The sequence below is a fragment of the Dictyobacter sp. Z7_2 genome, assembly GCF_057551105.1.
In genome coordinates this window covers 1,742,786-1,759,807 of sequence record NZ_BAAJPE010000001.1, presented here as the reverse complement: position 1 = coordinate 1,759,807, position 17,022 = coordinate 1,742,786, and the positions used below count along the sequence as shown (strand labels likewise).

14 protein-coding genes are annotated in these 17,022 nt (G+C 50.0%); 11 read left to right on the top strand and 3 right to left on the bottom strand.

Annotated features, from left to right (window positions below; genetic code table 11):
• Nucleotides 1-271 precede the first annotated feature (271 nt).
• From AC27N8_RS06815 to AC27N8_RS06800, 4 genes are all read left to right on the top strand, one after another.
• The gene (locus tag AC27N8_RS06815; RefSeq protein ID WP_487065272.1) at nucleotides 272-1,735 is read left to right on the top strand and encodes an ABC transporter substrate-binding protein; all 1,464 of its coding nucleotides are present in this window, start codon (nucleotides 272-274) and stop codon (nucleotides 1,733-1,735) included.
• Nucleotides 1,736-1,863: 128 nt separating this feature from the next.
• Complete coding sequence (locus AC27N8_RS06810) at nucleotides 1,864-2,859, top strand: carbohydrate ABC transporter permease (RefSeq protein ID WP_487065270.1); 996 nt, start codon at nucleotides 1,864-1,866, stop codon at nucleotides 2,857-2,859.
• Between the two features lie 26 nt (nucleotides 2,860-2,885).
• Nucleotides 2,886-3,788: a carbohydrate ABC transporter permease gene (locus AC27N8_RS06805; RefSeq protein WP_487065268.1), complete on the top strand. Its 903-nt coding sequence runs from the start codon at nucleotides 2,886-2,888 to the stop codon at nucleotides 3,786-3,788.
• A 59-nt stretch (nucleotides 3,789-3,847) separates the two neighbouring features.
• Entirely contained in the window at nucleotides 3,848-4,939 is a 1,092-nt protein-coding gene (locus tag AC27N8_RS06800; RefSeq protein WP_487067911.1) for a Gfo/Idh/MocA family protein, read from the top strand.
• Between the two features lie 38 nt (nucleotides 4,940-4,977).
• Here AC27N8_RS06800 and AC27N8_RS06795 read toward each other — a convergent pair whose 3' ends face one another.
• Nucleotides 4,978-5,367: a hypothetical protein gene (locus AC27N8_RS06795; RefSeq protein ID WP_487065266.1), complete on the bottom strand. Its 390-nt coding sequence runs from the start codon at nucleotides 5,365-5,367 to the stop codon at nucleotides 4,978-4,980.
• Nucleotides 5,368-5,973: 606 nt separating this feature from the next.
• On the opposite strand from AC27N8_RS06795, the gene AC27N8_RS06790 reads away from it, so the two are divergent.
• The gene (locus AC27N8_RS06790; protein WP_487065264.1) at nucleotides 5,974-7,374 is read left to right on the top strand and encodes a thaumatin family protein; all 1,401 of its coding nucleotides are present in this window, start codon (nucleotides 5,974-5,976) and stop codon (nucleotides 7,372-7,374) included.
• 452 nt (nucleotides 7,375-7,826) lie between these two features.
• On the opposite strand, the gene AC27N8_RS06785 is transcribed toward AC27N8_RS06790, so the two are convergent.
• Together AC27N8_RS06785 and acpS are read right to left on the bottom strand one after the other, a co-directional pair.
• Complete coding sequence (locus tag AC27N8_RS06785) at nucleotides 7,827-8,081, bottom strand: acyl carrier protein (RefSeq protein ID WP_487065262.1); 255 nt, start codon at nucleotides 8,079-8,081, stop codon at nucleotides 7,827-7,829.
• A gap of 49 nt (nucleotides 8,082-8,130) precedes the next feature.
• Complete coding sequence (acpS, locus tag AC27N8_RS06780) at nucleotides 8,131-8,523, bottom strand: holo-ACP synthase (protein WP_487065260.1); 393 nt, start codon at nucleotides 8,521-8,523, stop codon at nucleotides 8,131-8,133.
• A gap of 465 nt (nucleotides 8,524-8,988) precedes the next feature.
• Here acpS and AC27N8_RS06775 point away from each other — a divergent pair, with 465 nt between their 5' ends.
• From AC27N8_RS06775 to rfbB, 6 genes are all read left to right on the top strand, one after another.
• Nucleotides 8,989-10,185 carry an acyl-CoA dehydrogenase family protein gene (locus tag AC27N8_RS06775; protein ID WP_487065258.1) on the top strand — a complete coding sequence of 399 codons (1,197 nt, stop codon included), beginning with the start codon at nucleotides 8,989-8,991 and terminating at the stop codon, nucleotides 10,183-10,185.
• A gap of 73 nt (nucleotides 10,186-10,258) precedes the next feature.
• On the top strand, nucleotides 10,259-11,188 hold the full coding sequence (locus tag AC27N8_RS06770; RefSeq protein WP_487065256.1) for an amino acid--[acyl-carrier-protein] ligase: 930 nt from the start codon (nucleotides 10,259-10,261) through the stop codon (nucleotides 11,186-11,188).
• Nucleotides 11,189-11,229: 41 nt separating this feature from the next.
• Nucleotides 11,230-12,204, top strand: a complete 975-nt coding sequence (locus AC27N8_RS06765; protein ID WP_487065254.1) for a DUF1839 family protein — start codon at nucleotides 11,230-11,232, stop codon at nucleotides 12,202-12,204.
• Nucleotides 12,205-12,244: 40 nt separating this feature from the next.
• Entirely contained in the window at nucleotides 12,245-14,791 is a 2,547-nt protein-coding gene (locus AC27N8_RS06760) for a glycoside hydrolase family 2 protein (RefSeq protein ID WP_487065252.1), read from the top strand.
• Between the two features lie 96 nt (nucleotides 14,792-14,887).
• Complete coding sequence (locus tag AC27N8_RS06755) at nucleotides 14,888-15,853, top strand: thioesterase domain-containing protein (RefSeq protein ID WP_487065250.1); 966 nt, start codon at nucleotides 14,888-14,890, stop codon at nucleotides 15,851-15,853.
• Nucleotides 15,819-16,910, top strand: coding sequence for a dTDP-glucose 4,6-dehydratase (rfbB, locus tag AC27N8_RS06750; protein WP_487065248.1), 1,092 nt, complete (start codon nucleotides 15,819-15,821; stop codon nucleotides 16,908-16,910). Before AC27N8_RS06755 ends, rfbB begins: the two co-directional genes overlap by 35 nt.
• Nucleotides 16,911-17,022: the final 112 nt, after the last annotated feature.

Below are 17,022 nucleotides of genomic sequence, written 5' to 3'. Positions count from 1 at the left end.
GGCAAAAGTATCTGTACCTATTTAGCGAGCAATGCAACTCGTCACGTAACATTCCTGTCAGACTTTTCGCCTTTGTCTCTGACATCCAGTTGTAAGGTAGTATCGATGTCCTTATGTCTGTCAGCTGAGAGAAGTCGCTGAAGCGCTTTTCTAAGGCTTATGGAGGTATATACGCATGTGCCGTAAGTAACATACGGAGCAACTCGTAACCAGGGAAATGGACTTTTTGAGCGTTTTTGTTGTTCTGTTTGCGCAAAGGAGATGCACAACCATGAATATATCAGAAATGAACCGCCGACGTTTCTTGAAGACTGCTGCCGCGACTGCGGGTGCTGCCAGTCTGGCTGATGCTTTGATTGCATGTGGAGGTTCGGGATCATCCTCATCAACGGTGACGCTTAATTATTGGGATTACTGGGTCAGTCAGGCTCCCTGGCTCGATAATGAGATCAAGCTTTTCCAGCAAGCGCATCCCAAAATCAAGATTAAAAAGACGACGCATGTAACGGATACCTATGCTAATCTGGTCCAGCTGGCTATCAAAAGCAATAAAGAGCCAGACATGTTTATGCTTCCGGGCACACCTACAGTCAATGATCAGGTACAGAAAGGGTGGCTGCTGCCGGTTGATAAGTGGGCGGGGACAAGCTGGCGGGAGACCTTCCCGAAGGGGACATTTTATGAAGGCAGTAATATTTTCAGTGGCAAGCTCTATTCGGCTCCTATCTCTGGATCAGCTCCCTGGTTACAGCTCTACATCAATAATGCGGTCTTTAAGGGAGCGGGTGTGACGAACGCCGATGGTTCGGTCAAGCTGCCTAAGACCTGGGACGATGTGACGCATGCCGCCGCCGCGATCACAAAGAAGGGAGCTGGTTCAACCTACGGCCTGGGTTTTGGCAATGGACAAAACTTTATCCTGGCCTGGTGGCTGGAAATCTTTGTGCGTGGTGCAGGAGCTACTGGTGGCGCTTATAATCAGGATCTGCGTACCGGTAAGTGGACCTATGCCACCGATCGAGCGTATTCAGATTTTATTGCCCTGCTGCTGGAATGGAAGAAAAATGGCTATCTTTATCCGAACTCGATGAGTATCTCAGATGAAGAGGCACGAGCCTTTTTTGAGCGTGGCAAATTTGGGATGACCGTAGGTGGAGTATGGAACCAGGCGGAATGGACACAGCACAAATTCACCGACTACAGCCTGGTCACGTTGCCGACGCCAGAGGCAACGCCCAGGGGCTACTTTTATACCTCAGGTGGTGGGACCCTGTGGGGGATCTCAGCCAAAACGAAGTATCCCGACGAATCCTGGGCCTGGTTTAGCTGGGTCTATGGCAAGGACGCCGGGCAGCGCTGGGTTCAGTACAACGAGGATATCTCTATCTTTCCACAGGTGAATAATCCCTCTTCTGTCAAATCGAAGCCATTCGCACAATATATTGCCACGCAAAACCTCGAATTATTTGGTCCGAGTGCCAGTATTCGGAATCCGCTCACATCTCATGTAGTGCAGGCCACCGTTTCTCCCGATGTCAATGATGTCCTGGCTGGTATCTATACGGGGCAGATTACGAATATTCAGAACGCCCTCTCTGATCTCGCCGGACGGTATCAGGCTGCTTTGAATAAAGGGATTACGCAGGCTCAACAACAAGGTTATAAGGTGAGCCTGAGCGATTACATTTTTCCTGATTGGGACCCCATAAAACCATATGCGGCGCAAGCCAGGTAGGATTTGCGAGCATCCTTCGGATCGTGTCTCTTCCCGGAGGATGTTGGCCCTGTTGTTACGCTGAAGTTACGCTGCACAGGATGATACACGTAAATCCCTCCCTGTGTATGTATAGGAGAAGCCTTTCCATGCAAATCTCTACAATCTCAAAGCCGCCGACAGATTCATCGCCTGTGAGCAAGAAAAGCCATCGTGTCAGCGTCTGGCAACAGATCCGGCGCAATGGATGGTCCTATCTTTATCTGGTCCCGATGTTGGTCTTGCTGGCGGCCTTCGTCATCTATCCGCTTTTCGCCTCATTGGGATATACGCTCTACCAGTGGAACGGCATTGGTGATCCATCGCAGTACGTGGGATTGGATAATTTTGCACAGGTCATTCACGACTCCATTTTCTGGCAAGCCTTTACGCATACCTTCATCTACATGATTGTCCTGGTGCCTGTTCAACTGACGCTGGCGCTGATTCTGGCCCTGGTCCTGAATAATCCCAGGTTACATTTCTCGACCTTCTATCGAGCCATTTATTTTATTCCAGTTGTTACCTCAGCTGCGGTGGTGGGCGTCGTGGTGCGCTTGATCATGACGAACTTTGGCGACGACGTGAATAATCTTTTAATCGGCCTGCATCTCACGCGTAGCCATATCGACTGGCTCGCCGATCCCCATTTCGCGTTGTGGGTGATTATCATCGTAGGTATCTGGAATACATTGGGATACAATCTCATCTACTTTCTGGCCGGACTGCAAACGATTCCCACCGAACTCTATGAAGCAGCTAAGATCGACGGGGCACGCTCTGTGGACACTTTCATTTATATCACGATCCCACTGCTGCGCGGCATTGGCTTAATTATCTTGATCCTGGCGATTCTGGGGAGTTTGCAAGTCTTCGATCTGGTGCAGGTATTAACCAGCGGCGGTCCCTACTTTGCGACTGAAGTTGTGAACACCTACATCTACCATCAAGCCTTTGGTGGCTATTCTTCGACCGTCACGCAGCCAAATATTGGCTTTGCCTCGGCGGCCTCCTTTTTCTATGGATGTTTGCTTCTGGGACTCTCGTTGATACAGCTACTGGTGTTCCGCTATGTGCTTGGACGGCGCACGTCTGCGCAGGGCTAAAAGAAAAGAAGAGGAGATGGAATTCGATGGCTTTGCAAACAACGAACAGCTCTTTTCTGCCGCTTCCTGAGCAGAAAAAAGCGCCGCCACGCCGTGCTGGCCGCTCATATCGGCGTCTCACGACGACCCTGACGCATATAGTGCTGCTGGCAGGTGGTATCCTCTGGATGTATCCATTTCTCTGGACGCTGGGTAGTTCATTTAAGAGCGTCGATGGATTCTTTGATGAAGGATTGAGCGTCTTTCCAAAGGAGTTTGAGTGGTCGAACTATGTCAGTGCCTGGAATGAGGCGTCATTTGGGCAATTCTTTTTCAACACTATTTTCACAACGGTCCTTACAGTGATCCTGACCGTCGTGATTACTGCTATGTCCGGCTATGTGCTGGCTCGCCGTCAGTTTTTCGGCAAAAAGGTCGTGATTGGATTGGTGGCTGTAACGCTATTTTTGCCGCATGGATACACCATCATCCCGGTCTTTGACATCATTCAGCGGCTGGGCCTGCTCGACTCGCTGTGGTCCATTATTATCGTGCAGACGGCCGGCGGCGTTGTCTTCAGCACCTTTCTGTTTATGGGATACTTCTCCTCGATCGATCGGGAACTGGAAGATGCTGCCCGTGTCGATGGCGCGAGTTTTCATCAACTCTTCTGGCGCGTCATGCTGCCTCTGGCCGCTCCGATGGCGGCCACGGTGGCACTGTTTACCTTTATCAGCGCCTGGAACAGCTTCTTTATCCCACTCGTTTTTACGCTCGGACAGCCTGAGCTGCAGACTCTGGCCGTGGGCATGTTCGCTTTTATTGGACAGAACTCGACTCAATGGACCTATCTCTGTGCAGGTTCAGTTATCACGCTGGCACCGATTATGTTCATTTTTATTGTCTTGCAGCGCTACTTTATTAACGGGGTTGCGGGAGCGATTAAATAGCCTGAGTGCGAGCAGTGTGCAAGGATGTTACTATATCTGAAGGTGAGAGAAGGATGGCAATGATGGATTATCCAAAGGTACGCGTCGGCGTGATTGGCTGTGGCGTGATAAGTGGTGCTTATCTTGAGGTTTTAAAGCTTTTTGATATCCTTGATGTCGTGGCGTGCGCCGACCTTGATCCAGTGAGAGCTAAAGAGAAGGCGGCGCAATATCATATTCCAAACGTGTGGAGTGTCGAGGAATTGATCAAGCATCCTGATATTGAGATAGTCGTCAACCTGACAACACCCGACGTGCATGCCGCTCTTGGGATGGCAATCTTACAGACGGGCAAATCGCTCTATAGCGAGAAGCCATTGGCGATTAGCCGGCACGAGGTGATGGAACTCCTGGCGTTGGCGCAAGAGAAGGGAGCGTTGCTGGGAGGCGCTCCCGATACGTTTATGGGAGCAGGCATCCAGACATGTCGCAAGCTGATCGATGAGGGCGGGATTGGACAGCCTATTGCCGCCACCGCTTTTCTCTATAATCACGGCCCAGAGATCTGGCATCCCAATCCTGCATTTTACTATCAGCCCGGCGGCGGACCATTATTCGATATGGGACCTTATTATCTGACCGCCTTGATTACCTTACTAGGACCTATTCGGAGCGTTGCCGGTCTCACCAAACGCACCTTTGCGCAACGCACCATTCAGAGTCAGCCATATGCAGGCCAGCAGATAGCAGTCGCCGTCCCGACCTACGTCACCGGCATCATGCAATTTGCCGACGGAGCCGTTGGGACTCTGATGATGAGCTTTGATATCTGGGCCAGCGAGTTGCCAACCATCGAAATCTATGGCACCGAAGGAACGCTCAGTCTGCCAGATCCCAGCTTCTACGACGGTCCGATCCGTCTCTGGCAGCGAGCGACGCATAGCTGGCACACCGTCGAACTGATCGATGGCTATCGTAAGCCGTCGCGTGGCATCGGCGTTGTCGACATGGCTTATGCGTTGCGAACCGGACGTCGTCATCGAGCTAATGGCGAGCTGGCTTTCCACGTGCTCGATACGCTTCACGCCTTCTATGAGGCCGCCGACGACGGCAATTATGCAACCTTAAGCAGTACATGTGAACGTCCCGCGCCCTTATTGACACGCATGTAATTATTGACCGATTTCTTATTTGGATTGATGGCGCGTAGTTATCGAATCTTCACTGGCACTTGACTAACTGGATGCATTACTTCCTGTAAATCATCTAATTTGACGCGATATGCTAAATTTTCCGTCAGTGGATCTCGAATAAAAGCATATTTTGTGCCTTCCAGCGATCTGATGTCGTTGATAACGACAGCATGTGAGGCTGGAAGATCTGATCCCTTCCTTCCCTGCAATGTTGCTATCGTTCCAAGCTTCTTGCCATTGTATTTTAATCCTTGCTCCGAAAGTGTAAAAACGCGATTTTCGTAGGTGACAGCATTTTGAAGACGATTTATAATATCTGCGTATCGCGAAGGATTTCCTACGAAAAAACGCGCCCTGTCGGCAAAATTATCCAATTGTGAAGGGTTTTCTAGCATCAATAAAAACACGAGATTGCCACTGCTAGTAATGAATGCTCAGTATCCTAAACCAATCATTTTGCTCCGTTTGAGTGAACTTATCTGTCCACTGGTAGATGAGTTTGTATGACCAGACGGAAATTTTGTGGGAGAGTAAACCTTTTGTTTATTAAAGGAATTTTAAGCGAGATTGACATACTTTTCTAGGAGTGAAAGGGTACTAATTTGATGTTTTTGAAATTGCTATGCCCTGGATGGTTTAGTTATGCTGTATAAACTGGTATATATGGCTAGTCCATTTGACAGAAAACCGGAGATCTTTTATAACATCAAAAGAGAGCTGATTACACTATTTAATACACTTTGAAACATGTGTAGCAGAGAGTGTCTGGTTACTGAAGAGAGGTGTTTGTTGAGCTCTGAATTTATAATCAGGGCAACGCCTTTCCACTTTTCACGCATAGCAAGAAACAAGTTTCTCTAAAGAATCTATCGAATTTGAGAAACTTGTTTCTTGTAAATATCTATAGCATTCTTCAAAAAATGCAGTGAGAAGTGATCTGCTCTAGAGAAAGCGTGGATATGCGAGCAGTCTGGCCTGTATATCTGCACCTACTATTGATATGGAGATCTTTTATGAAGCGATGGGTTATCATTGTACCTTCTCTGATACTCGCTCTGGCGTGTGTGGTTGCGCTTGTAATTACGATCGGAAACGCCCACAACTCCAAAGCGGATACCGCCACGACGCGCACATTTACCTTTGTGAATAATACGCAGAAGACCATCTGGGCTGGCGCATTGGCCAATTCAGGATTGACGACGCCAGAAAGTGGTGGCTGGGAGATGGCACCTGGCGCAACCCATACTTTTACTGTTGCGAATAACTGGGGTGGCAGGTTCTGGGGACGTGCGAATTGTTCATTCAACAGTGCCGGAGCGGGTACCTGTGAGACTGGCGATTGTGGAGGTGTCCTGGCGTGCAAGGGAGCTGGAGGCATTCCACCGGCTACGCTGGCCGAATTTACGCTGAACGGTGCCGATGGCAAGGATTTTTACGATGTTAGCTTCGTCGATGGTTATAATGTCCCGATGACCATTACTCCTGTGGGAGGCGCTCAGCCGATTGCTGGCAATCAATACTGGTGTGGCTCTGCTGGCTGCGGTAATGACCTCAATCCAGGCTGTCCCGGTGCTCTGCAACAGAAGAACGCCAGTGGACAGATTGTGGCCTGCAAAAGTGCGTGCGAGGAATTTAATACCGATCAATACTGCTGCCGAGGCAATTATGCGACCGCCGCAACCTGCAAACCCACCGAGTGGCCTGTGAATTATGCCGCCTATTTCAAATCAAACTGCCCTGCGGTCTACAGCTATGCCTACGATGATCCTACCAGTACTTTTACCGATGCCAATGCGGATTATAAAATAACCTTTGGTCCGGCAGGAGGGGCCTCTACCGCACCGCCCGCGACCGGCGCTACCAGTACACCGCAGCCAGTTGCAACGACTCCGGCCAGTGTTGCTACAACTCCGGCATCGACGCCCGTCTCTCATCCAACCACAGGCAACACCTTTTCTCTCCTGGCGGGTGGAAGCTTAAGCTCTACTGCTGCCAGTACGACCAGTATTGCTACCATAGCCAGTGCGGGCGGTATTAATCATGACGGTACACCGACTCACGCTACGACCTACGAAAAGACTGGCTTGACCGCCACCTATAACTCGTCTAAGAGCACCGCATTTAACTTATCTCTGGATGCTGGCACAAAGGTTGCTGATGGCACTCAAGTGGAAGTGCGCTACGATTTCACTGGCGATGGAAGCTGGGATCGTACCGAGATCTATAAATACTTTGCCACTGATGCCGCAACTGGCTGGGAGAGTTATACTCAGAATCAAGGCTTGAAATCTTCTAGTGGAACCTTTGCGAACCTGGCCAATGGCAATGTCGAAGTGGTGATCTGGAATGCCCTTGGCAAGAGTAGCACCTCCATGCAAATAGGCAATCAGTCGAAAGTATCTATCCCGTATTAAACCAGCAATCTTTGACAAAAAGATTGCGCCGTTATTACATGTTAAAAACAAAAATGTAGCACAGGGGTTTTACGCCCCTGTGAGGTACCCATGCCACTCATGTCCCATATTCGGCTTCCAGCGCCTCCCTGGTAATAGGATCAATGGAGGGACTTTGACGCGATAGGAGCTCACAGGGGCGTAAAACCGAGGTACCCATGCCACTCATGTCCCATATTCGGCTCCCAGCACCTCCCTGGTAATAGGATCCATGGAGGGTCTTTGACGCGATGGGAGCTCACAGGGGCGTAAAACCGAGGTACCCATGCCACTCATGTCCCATGTTCGGCTCCCAGCGCCTCCCTGGTAATAGGATCAATAGAGGGACTTTGACGCGATGGGGGCTCACAGGGGCGTAAAACCCCTGTGCTACATTTGGATCATAATCGGTCAAAAGGTGCAATTGTGGCTGTTTACTTGGCGAGTTCTGGATCGTTGATGATTTCGTTGATGGCATTCTCGATGCTGGCTATGCTTGAGAAGTTAGAGCGTTTCAAGAGCCGTGGTGGAAACTCGATATCGAATTCGTCTTCGAGGGCCAGCATGACGTTGACGGTGGCATGTGAGGACAACCCTGCTTCATGTAGATTGCTGTCATTGGTTAAGCTGTCTATATCAGTTGAGAGGCGGGCATTCTCTTTTAAAATTGTGCGAATCTGGTCATTCATAGTTGTCATATCCTTCCGTTTTTTCTTTCCTGTTTTTCTTTCCTGATGATTAGAAATCTGCAATCACAATGGCTGTGGCATAGGCCAATTCATGACTCATACTGACAGAAAGGGCGCGAATGCCTCGCTTTTGGGCGAGCTCAGCCGCATCTTGGTGGAGTTGGATGTCACAGTAACCTGCGGGCATACGACGCACTTCAATTGAACGCCAATCTAATCTGGTTCCTTCGGGTCGTAGTACTTTGAGCGTGGCCTCTTTGGCAGCGAAGCGAGCGGCAAAGCTTTGAGCCGTGGCTGAAATATGGCTATAACTGTTGCAATAGGTCTGTTCGTCGGTCGTGAATATTTTATCCAGATAGCGATGACCAAACCGTTCAATCGAGTCCTGAATCTGCTGAACCTCAACAATGTCTATGCCAACACGATATGGTGAAGTATTCATATCTCCTTTTGTTGTCTCCACTATTTATACCGGAGCTGCTTCAAATATATATAATGCAATAGTATAATTTTATAGAGGGAATAGCACAATTCTTTAACGATGAGTTTTCACTTTTTCGCGGGCTGACTTTTTTGCGGGACAAAGGAGCTTTGCCGCGAAAGTAATCATAGATATACAATTGTGTGAGTCTCTGTGGATAGTATATATGGCCTAAATTAACTATGTCAATATGGTTTTTCTTTCGCAGGTAGTAAAATAAACTATACTATACTTTGTCCTAACTATCTCTCCATTCCTCTTCAAATTTTTATCGATTCAAAACAAATGAAAAAACTTGTAGTTCAGCGTTCATTTGATGAATACATCTTTTCATCTTTCCAATGAACATTGCAAAATGAGATTGGGGAGCACGCGTCCATATTATGATCTAACGAATAGCCCGATTAAAGGAGCCTAAATTTATTTATGGAAATGGTAAGTTCTATGACTGGTCGTACTGTCTCTTTTCCTGAGCTGCTACAGAAAGTCCATACGATTGGTGTTGAGGTTCTTGCACCTGCTGCCGCCGCCGTCGATCACGAAGCTCGCTTTCCCCGTGAAGCTATTGATGCCTTACGTCGGGAGCGCCTGCTGGCTGCATACATCCCGGCGGAACTTGGCGGCCTGTCCTGTAGTATCTCTGAGCTAGCCGCCATTGCTCAGGTGCTTGGACAATATTGTGCTTCAAGTGCGATGGTCTGGGCGATGCATCAGATTCAGGTGGCCTGTCTGGTTCATCATGGCAACACGCCTTTCTTCCAACAGTATCTGCGGGAGATTGCTGAACAGCAATTGTTGCTGGCCTCTATTACCTCTGAAGTTGGCGTCGGTGGCGATGTGCGTACCAGTATCGCGGGCATTGAGTCTGAGGGAGAGCAGCTGCGTAAACTGTTCAAAAAGTCGACGGCTATCTCGTATGGTGAGTACGCCGATGGTTTTCTGGCGACGGCTCGCCGCTCCGTGGATGCGGCTTCCAGCGATCAGGCATTTGTGCTCTTGCGCCGTTCCGAATGCGATCTTGTGACAACCGGCAAATGGAATCCACTGGGCATGCGTGGTACATGCAGTCCGAGCTTCACCGTTGCCTCATCGTTTTCTGCGGATCATATCTTTCCTGTCCCATTCGCTGATATCTCGGCGCAGACAATGGTACCATTTTCTCATCTGCTCTGGTCCTCCTGCTGGCAGGGCATTGCCACTGATGCTCTCGCTCGTGCGCGGAAATTTATGCATGGCAAGGCTCGACAGCTACGTGTCACGGCTCTCCCCGGAGATGGTCATCTGGTTGAGGCGGCTGGCCTGCTCCAGACGATGCGCTCGACGATACAAGAGACGCTGCGTGAATATGAGACAATGTTACAGGATTGGGAACATATCGAGGATGCCTCTTCTGATCTTGGTTATGCGATTAAACTCAATAATGTGAAGCTGCTCTCATCGGAATTCGTGGTAAAAATTGTGCAGCAGGCACTTTATATTTGTGGCATGGCAGGATATAGTGAGGACTCGCCGTTCAGTGTGGCGCGCCATCTACGTGACTCCTATTCCGCCAGCTTGATGATTAGTAATGATCGTTTGGCTATTACCAATGCGGCTTTATTGCTCATTCATCGTGAACAATAGCGTTTATACTTTATGGCCAATAACATATAATATCCCTGTTTTATCTATGTGCTAGAAAGTTGATAAGCATACAATGGTACAAGAAACTCAAACCATCGAGACATCTTTTCTGACTCAATTATGTGCGCAGGGTCTTCTCATCCCCTCTCCAGTGCAAGGTGTGTACGGTCGTAGTGGTCTCTTTGAGGATGTTGTCTCGCGTCTGGAGGATCTGATCACCTCCGTGGGTCGCACCCCGGAGACCGAAGTGATGCGCTTCCCTCCTGTGATGAGTCGTCAAGCGACGGTTCAGAGTGGCTATCTACGCTCGTTCCCACAACTGCTGGGTGTCGTGCACGCCTTCAAGGGCAAGCATCGGCAGCACAATGAGTTGTTACAAGATGTAGAAAATAAGCAGGATTGGGGTCATCATCTCTCCTCCACCGAGCTTGTTTTAACGCCAGCCGCCTGCTATCCAATCTACGAGTACCTTGCTGACGCTACCTTGCCTGAAGGCGGACGCCGCTTTGATGTCTGCTCTTATATTTTCAGGAATGAGCCATCTCTGGAACCTGCTCGTATGCAAGCTTTCCGCCAACGTGAGTATGTACGGGTGGCTGATATTACGACCGTCCAGGCCTGGCATCAGCAGTGGAAGCAAGATGGAGAAGCATTGCTGCGCTCGATCGGTTTGAATCCTATCCTGGCCCCCGCCAATGATCCTTTCTTCGGCCCTGGTGGACGCTTTCTGGCCGCCAGCCAGCAGGAACAAGATCTCAAGTACGAGCTGCTTGCTCCGGTCAATACTGATCAGCCTACCACAGCCATCGTCTCGGTGAATTATCACCAGGAGCACTTCGGCGAAGAGTTCCATATCAAGACGGCAGATGGACAGTTAGCACATACAGCCTGCATCGGTTTTGGTCTTGAGCGCATCACCCTGGCCCTCTTTCGTGCGCATGGTTTTGATGTCGCGCAATGGCCTTCAGATGTACAACAAAAATTATGGTCAAAAACTCTATAAGCTCAACGTTTAGTTTGAGAATATAAAAAAAGATTATGAACATGAATAAGACACTTGAAACTATTTCTGTCGAGAACTATCGATCACATTGGCTTCACGCGGGAGAGACACTCTGGCCGCAATCTAACTGTTATGTTGATCTCTGGATTGAGATGCTGCATTCGTTGCACTTGAATCCCGTTGCCAGCTTTGCCTTTACGCTGACAACTGAGTTTGAGGGCGATCAATGGACATTTTTTAAAGTTCCCTTGCACGATCTTTTCTTGCTCTACGGCATTGATGTGCAGGAACTTCAGATCTGGGATAGCCTACCACAGCATATTCTGACGCAGACGTTGCGCCATCGCCTGGTGTTGGTCGAGCTTGACGCTTTTTATCTGCCCGATGTTGGCGATACCAGCTATCATCGCGAGCATGAAAAGACAACCGTAGGAATTCAGCGCATCGATATTGAGGCGCGTGAGCTGGATTATTTCCATAATAGCGGCTTATATACGCTGCATGGGAGCGATTTCGAGCAAATCTTTCATCTCGGCGAAGATCCAGCGACGCTGCCGCTGCCTCCATACGTCGAATATGCCAAGATCGATCGACTCAAGAGGCGTACGGATGACGAATTGGCTGTGATTGCGGTCGATTTGTTGCGGGAGCATTTTGAGCGCCGTCCGGAGGTGAATCCCTTTAGCTCATATCGGCGCTATTTCGAACAGTATTTGAATTCTCTGGCGGAGCATAGTCTGGCGGATTTCCATAAAGATGCGTTTGCTACCATGCGTCAGTATGGGGCCAGCTTTGAATATGCGAGCTATTTTTTGAAGTGGCTGGCAGATTATCAAGGGGAGCCTTTGCGTGAGGCTGCTAATGCTTGCGAAGAAATTTCCGGGATGGCTCAGGTGCTTTTATTGAAGACTGCTCGTGCTGTACGTTCAAAGAAGCCGTTTGACTATCAAGCTTTTCTTGATCCTATGGAGGCTTATTGGAATAAAGCCATGGAGCAGATTGCTTCTATCTGGTAGGCATTATTTCTATTGATAGATGAAGGTGTGAATTTTTCTTATGGCACGTATTCAAGCTGTGACGTCATATCAGCGGCATCCTTTAGGGGAGCACTGGGAACTGTTGGCAACTGCTCCAGGAGGTTATACCGCTCCGGAGCAGGTGGATGAGCTTGCTACATCCACCTGGCAACCGGCTCTCGTTCCTGGCACCGTCATGGGAGCGCTTCAGAAAAATCAGCAGAAGCGCAAGTGGGATTTCGCGCAGCCCACATCCGTGGAAGCTCAGGATTGGTGGTATCGTCGCTCCTTTGTGCAGCCTCCTGTTGAGTCAGATCGGCAGATGATTTTGCACTGTGAGGGTCTTGCTACTGTGGCTGATGTCTGGCTGAATGGAGAGCATATCTTACATGCGGACAATATGTTTCGCGCATATGAGCTTGATATTACTGCACTCCTGACTGAACAGAATACCATTGTACTCCGCTTCTCGTCGCTTCAGGCCAGCCTGGCGGTCAAGAAACCGCGTCCGCGCTGGCGTCCGCAACTGATGGATCATCAGCAACTGCGCTGGTGGCGTACAACCTTGCTGGGACACATCCCTGGTTGGTCGCCTCCCATCCAGGTTGTCGGACCCTGGCGTCCCATCTACATCGAGGAACGTACACGCTTTGCGTTGGAACAGGTGCACCTGAAGACAAGCTTGCAGGATGATCAATCGGGCGTGATTGCGGTCGCTGTCCAGGCTCGTACGATCGCAGCTCCGCAGCCGATCTCATCCGCGCTGCTCGTGGACGAGAGAGAGTTCTCACTGACACTCCAACCGGATAAACAGGGATTTGCTTTACAGGGGGAGATTGTGCTTGAGCGGGTAGAGCCCTGGTGGCCGCATACGCACGGAGCGCAGCCTTTGTATCCTGTGGCGATCAGGCTGAACTACGCCGATGGGAGTACCGTAACAGTTGCCTGTGGTCGTCTGGCGTTTCGACGCATCGAGTTGGTACGTGGTGCCGATGCGACCGATTTTGGTTTTCGCGTCAATGGGATTGATGTCTTTAGCCGTGGCGCTTGCTGGACTCCTCTGGATATCGTGACGCTGAGCGGCACCCCGGATGAATATGCTTCTGCTCTGCAACTGGCGCAGCAGGCGGGCATGAATATGTTGCGGGTGAGTGGTACGATGGTCTATGAGACGGATCTCTTCTATGATCTCTGCGATGAATTAGGATTGCTTGTCTGGCAGGATTTTATGTTTGCTAATATGGACTATCCTTTTTCAAATGCGGCCTTTCTTGAGAACGTGCAGCATGAATGCTCTCAGATCCTTGATCGCTTGCAGACGCATCCCTGTCTGGCCCTGCTCTGCGGCAATAGTGAGATTCAGCAACAGGTTCGTATGTTAGGCTTGGAGCCGGAGATGGCGCAGATTGATTATTTTGATCAGCAGTTGCCGTTGTTGTGTCAGGCATTTGTTGACCTGCCTTACTGGTCCTCCACACCGAGTGGCGGCGCCTTGCCATTTCAGGCCAATGTGGGCAATTCACATTATCAGGGGGTGGGTGCCTATCTGCGTCCTCTGGATGATGCGCGACGTAGTGGAGTACGCTTCGTCACAGAATGTCTCTCATTTTCTAATCTGCCGGAAGATCCAACCATTGATCTCATCTTGCGTGCAGGAGAATCAATCTATCACCATCCGAAGTGGAAAGCGCGTGTGCCACGCGATTCGGCGGCGGGCTGGGATTTTGAAGATATCCGTGATTTTTATCTGGCGGCTCTCTTCGATGCTGATGCTCTGAAGTTGCGCTATACGGATATGGAGCGTTATCTGGCCTTGAGTCGCGTGGTTCCTGGCGAGGTGATGTTTGCTGTCTATGCCGAATGGCGCCGTCAGCGCTCAAGCTGCCATGGTGGTCTGATCTGGTTTTATCGAGATCTCTGGCCAGCAGCGGGCTGGGGCGTGATGGATGCTACGGGCTCTCCCAAGGCGGCCTATTACTATCTTAAAAGGGTGCTGGCTCCGACCACGTGCTTCTTCTCTGATGAGGGCGTCAATGGTCTCTGGCTGCATGCTCTCAATGATGGTCCATCCGCGCTGGATCTTGAGCTCAAAATTTCGATCTATCGTCATTCATCTATCCTGGTTGAATCCGTGAGCGAAGTGCTGGAACTGGCTCCTCATGGCGGCCGTGAACTGCACGTCGATGCGCTCTTGTCACACTTTCAAGATCTTACCTATGCCTATCGTTTTGGTCCTCCGGGCCATGATCTTATCGTTGCGACACTCGTTGCGCGGCAGACGCAGGAGTCACTAGGGGAAGCCTATTACTTCCCACAGGGATTGCCTACGACGCGCAATCCCGATATTGGCCTTCAGGCGCATGCTGCAGCTCGTCCTGATGGTTCCTATGCGCTCACCTTGCAGACGCAGAAGTTTGCGCATGCCGTAGCCATTCATGCCGAAAAATTTTTGCCTGAAGATAACTATTTCTCGCTACCTCCGGCGTGTGAAAGAACTATTCTTTTACATCCATCGGGACAGGCACGTGTCTTTCAGTGTACTATATCGGCGCTTAATACTTATCATGAAATAACTATAACTATCTAATCGGCCTTTGTTCACAGCAGAGTTATATGCTTGACAATTGTTTGTCTGATGCTTTATTACTTATCCGGTCTTATCTATTTTGAGGGGATTGATGCTATGTTGAAAACAACACGTTTTGAGGTTGATGCTGCTTCACAGGATGTTGCTCTCTATAATTCTGTGCCGGCGGCGGCTGTACCAGATCCAGCCTCAGCGCTTGCCGCTGTTTTAAACAATCCACAGGCACCTGTGCACAAAATTCAAAAAGGGAAATCTAAGAATCCTTTCTTCTTTCTTCATGGTGACTGGAATGGAGGTCCTTTTTATTGCGTCACATTAGCTCGTACAATGGGACGTGAGCAACCTTTTTATGCACTTGATCCCTATAAATTCGCAGGACCGTATCTACCACTCACCTTTCCCGAGATGGCGGCCGTCTATGTGAAGGCTGTACGCACGATCCAGCCCGAAGGTCCCTATCAACTTGGAGGTTTCTGTAACGGTGCTCTGGTCGCTCACGAGATGGCGCGACAATTGCAGGAGCAGGGACAGCAAGTCTCTCTGCTGCTTTTGATCACGCCGACCCGCGTCAAAAAGACCACTCAGATCGCTCATCATATCATTCATCGAGCGGGAGCCCTGCTGCATATCAACGAGCGTAAACAACTGCACGCCTATCTCCGCCTGCGTCATGCCGTGCTGCACCTGTATCGCAGCGTGCGTCCGCCCACAGGTCCTTTCAAAAAGGATTTCTTGCGCATGATGACCAATGAGCCTCGTCTCAAAAAGATGTTTCCCCCAGTTGAGGCGCTCTATAATGATTATAGTGGCATGTATACCTGGCTGGCTGGAACCTACTACCAGATCTTTAACGACGAGAGTATCAAATTCATCTGGTCCAGCGAAGAGGCCATTCATCGTCCACTCTGGAGCGAGTTCGAGCATGATACGCAGGCGACACCTGTCATTCCAGGTCCGCATATGGCCTGTATCACCGATCAGCTCGATATGCTCGCCTCATTGATGAAGGAGTATGTCCAGGAGGCTCATGATAAATATCAACCCGCCAGGGTCGATGATTAGATTGCTGGTCTGTGGCGGCGCTGGCTTTATTGGGACGAATTTTGTGTATTATATGCTGGAAAAATATCCGGCTATAGTACTGGTTGTCTACGATAAACTCACCTATGCGGGCAATATCGACAATTTTGCTGCCCTGGTGCAAGATACACGCTATCATTTTGTGCAGGGCGACATTACTGATCTGAGCCATGTCGAGCAAGTCATCGCCGAGCACAACATCACGCATCTCATCAACTTCGCGGCAGAGACGCACGTAGATCGCTCCATTCATGGTAGCGTCCAAGAATTTGTCCTGACCAACACCCTGGGCGTGCAGATGCTGCTTGAGGCGGTCCGGCTACACGCTATCGAGAAGTTTATACACGTCTCGACCGATGAGGTCTATGGATCGCTTCAACTTGATGATACACATAAATTTACAGAGGACTCTCCCATCCAGCCCAATACTCCGTACGCGGCGGCCAAAGCTGGCGGAGATGTGATGTGTCGCGCCTATTGGAAGACGCATCATGTGCCAGTGATCGTCACACACTGCTCAAACAATTATGGACCCTATCAATTCCCCGAAAAACTGATCCCCTTCTTCATCTCCAAGCTTCTCCGAGGCGAAAAAGTGCCCATCTACGGCGACGGGCAGAATATACGCGACTGGGTGCATGTCCATGACCATATCACCGCGCTCGATCTTCTGCTACAAAGCGGCCAGCCTGGCACCGTCTATAACATCGGAGCCGATAACGAACGGAGCAATCTGGAGATTACCACAAAGCTTCTGGCTCTCTTCCATCTGGACGCAGAGCGGATTGAATATGTCACTGATCGCCCGGGCCACGATCGGCGCTACGCGATAGATGCCACCAAATTGCTGCAACTGGGCTGGCGGCCAGCCTATCCACGCGCACGCTTTGAGCAGGGATTGCAACAGACCATTACCTGGTACCAGGACCATCATGCGTGGCTGGAACACATCTGGCAACGCCAACCGTCTGACATGAACAGCTTCCAATCTCACCTATCTCACTCGGATGCCCCAAAGAGAGCAAGCCAGCCGACGTAGCGGCGCGGCTCCGCCGTGCTGTCACTGCACGCACGAAAACGTTCCCACCTGCATCTGAAAGCAACGCAAACGAGATGATTCGCTGTGGAAAGATCTCGCAATGGAACCTCAT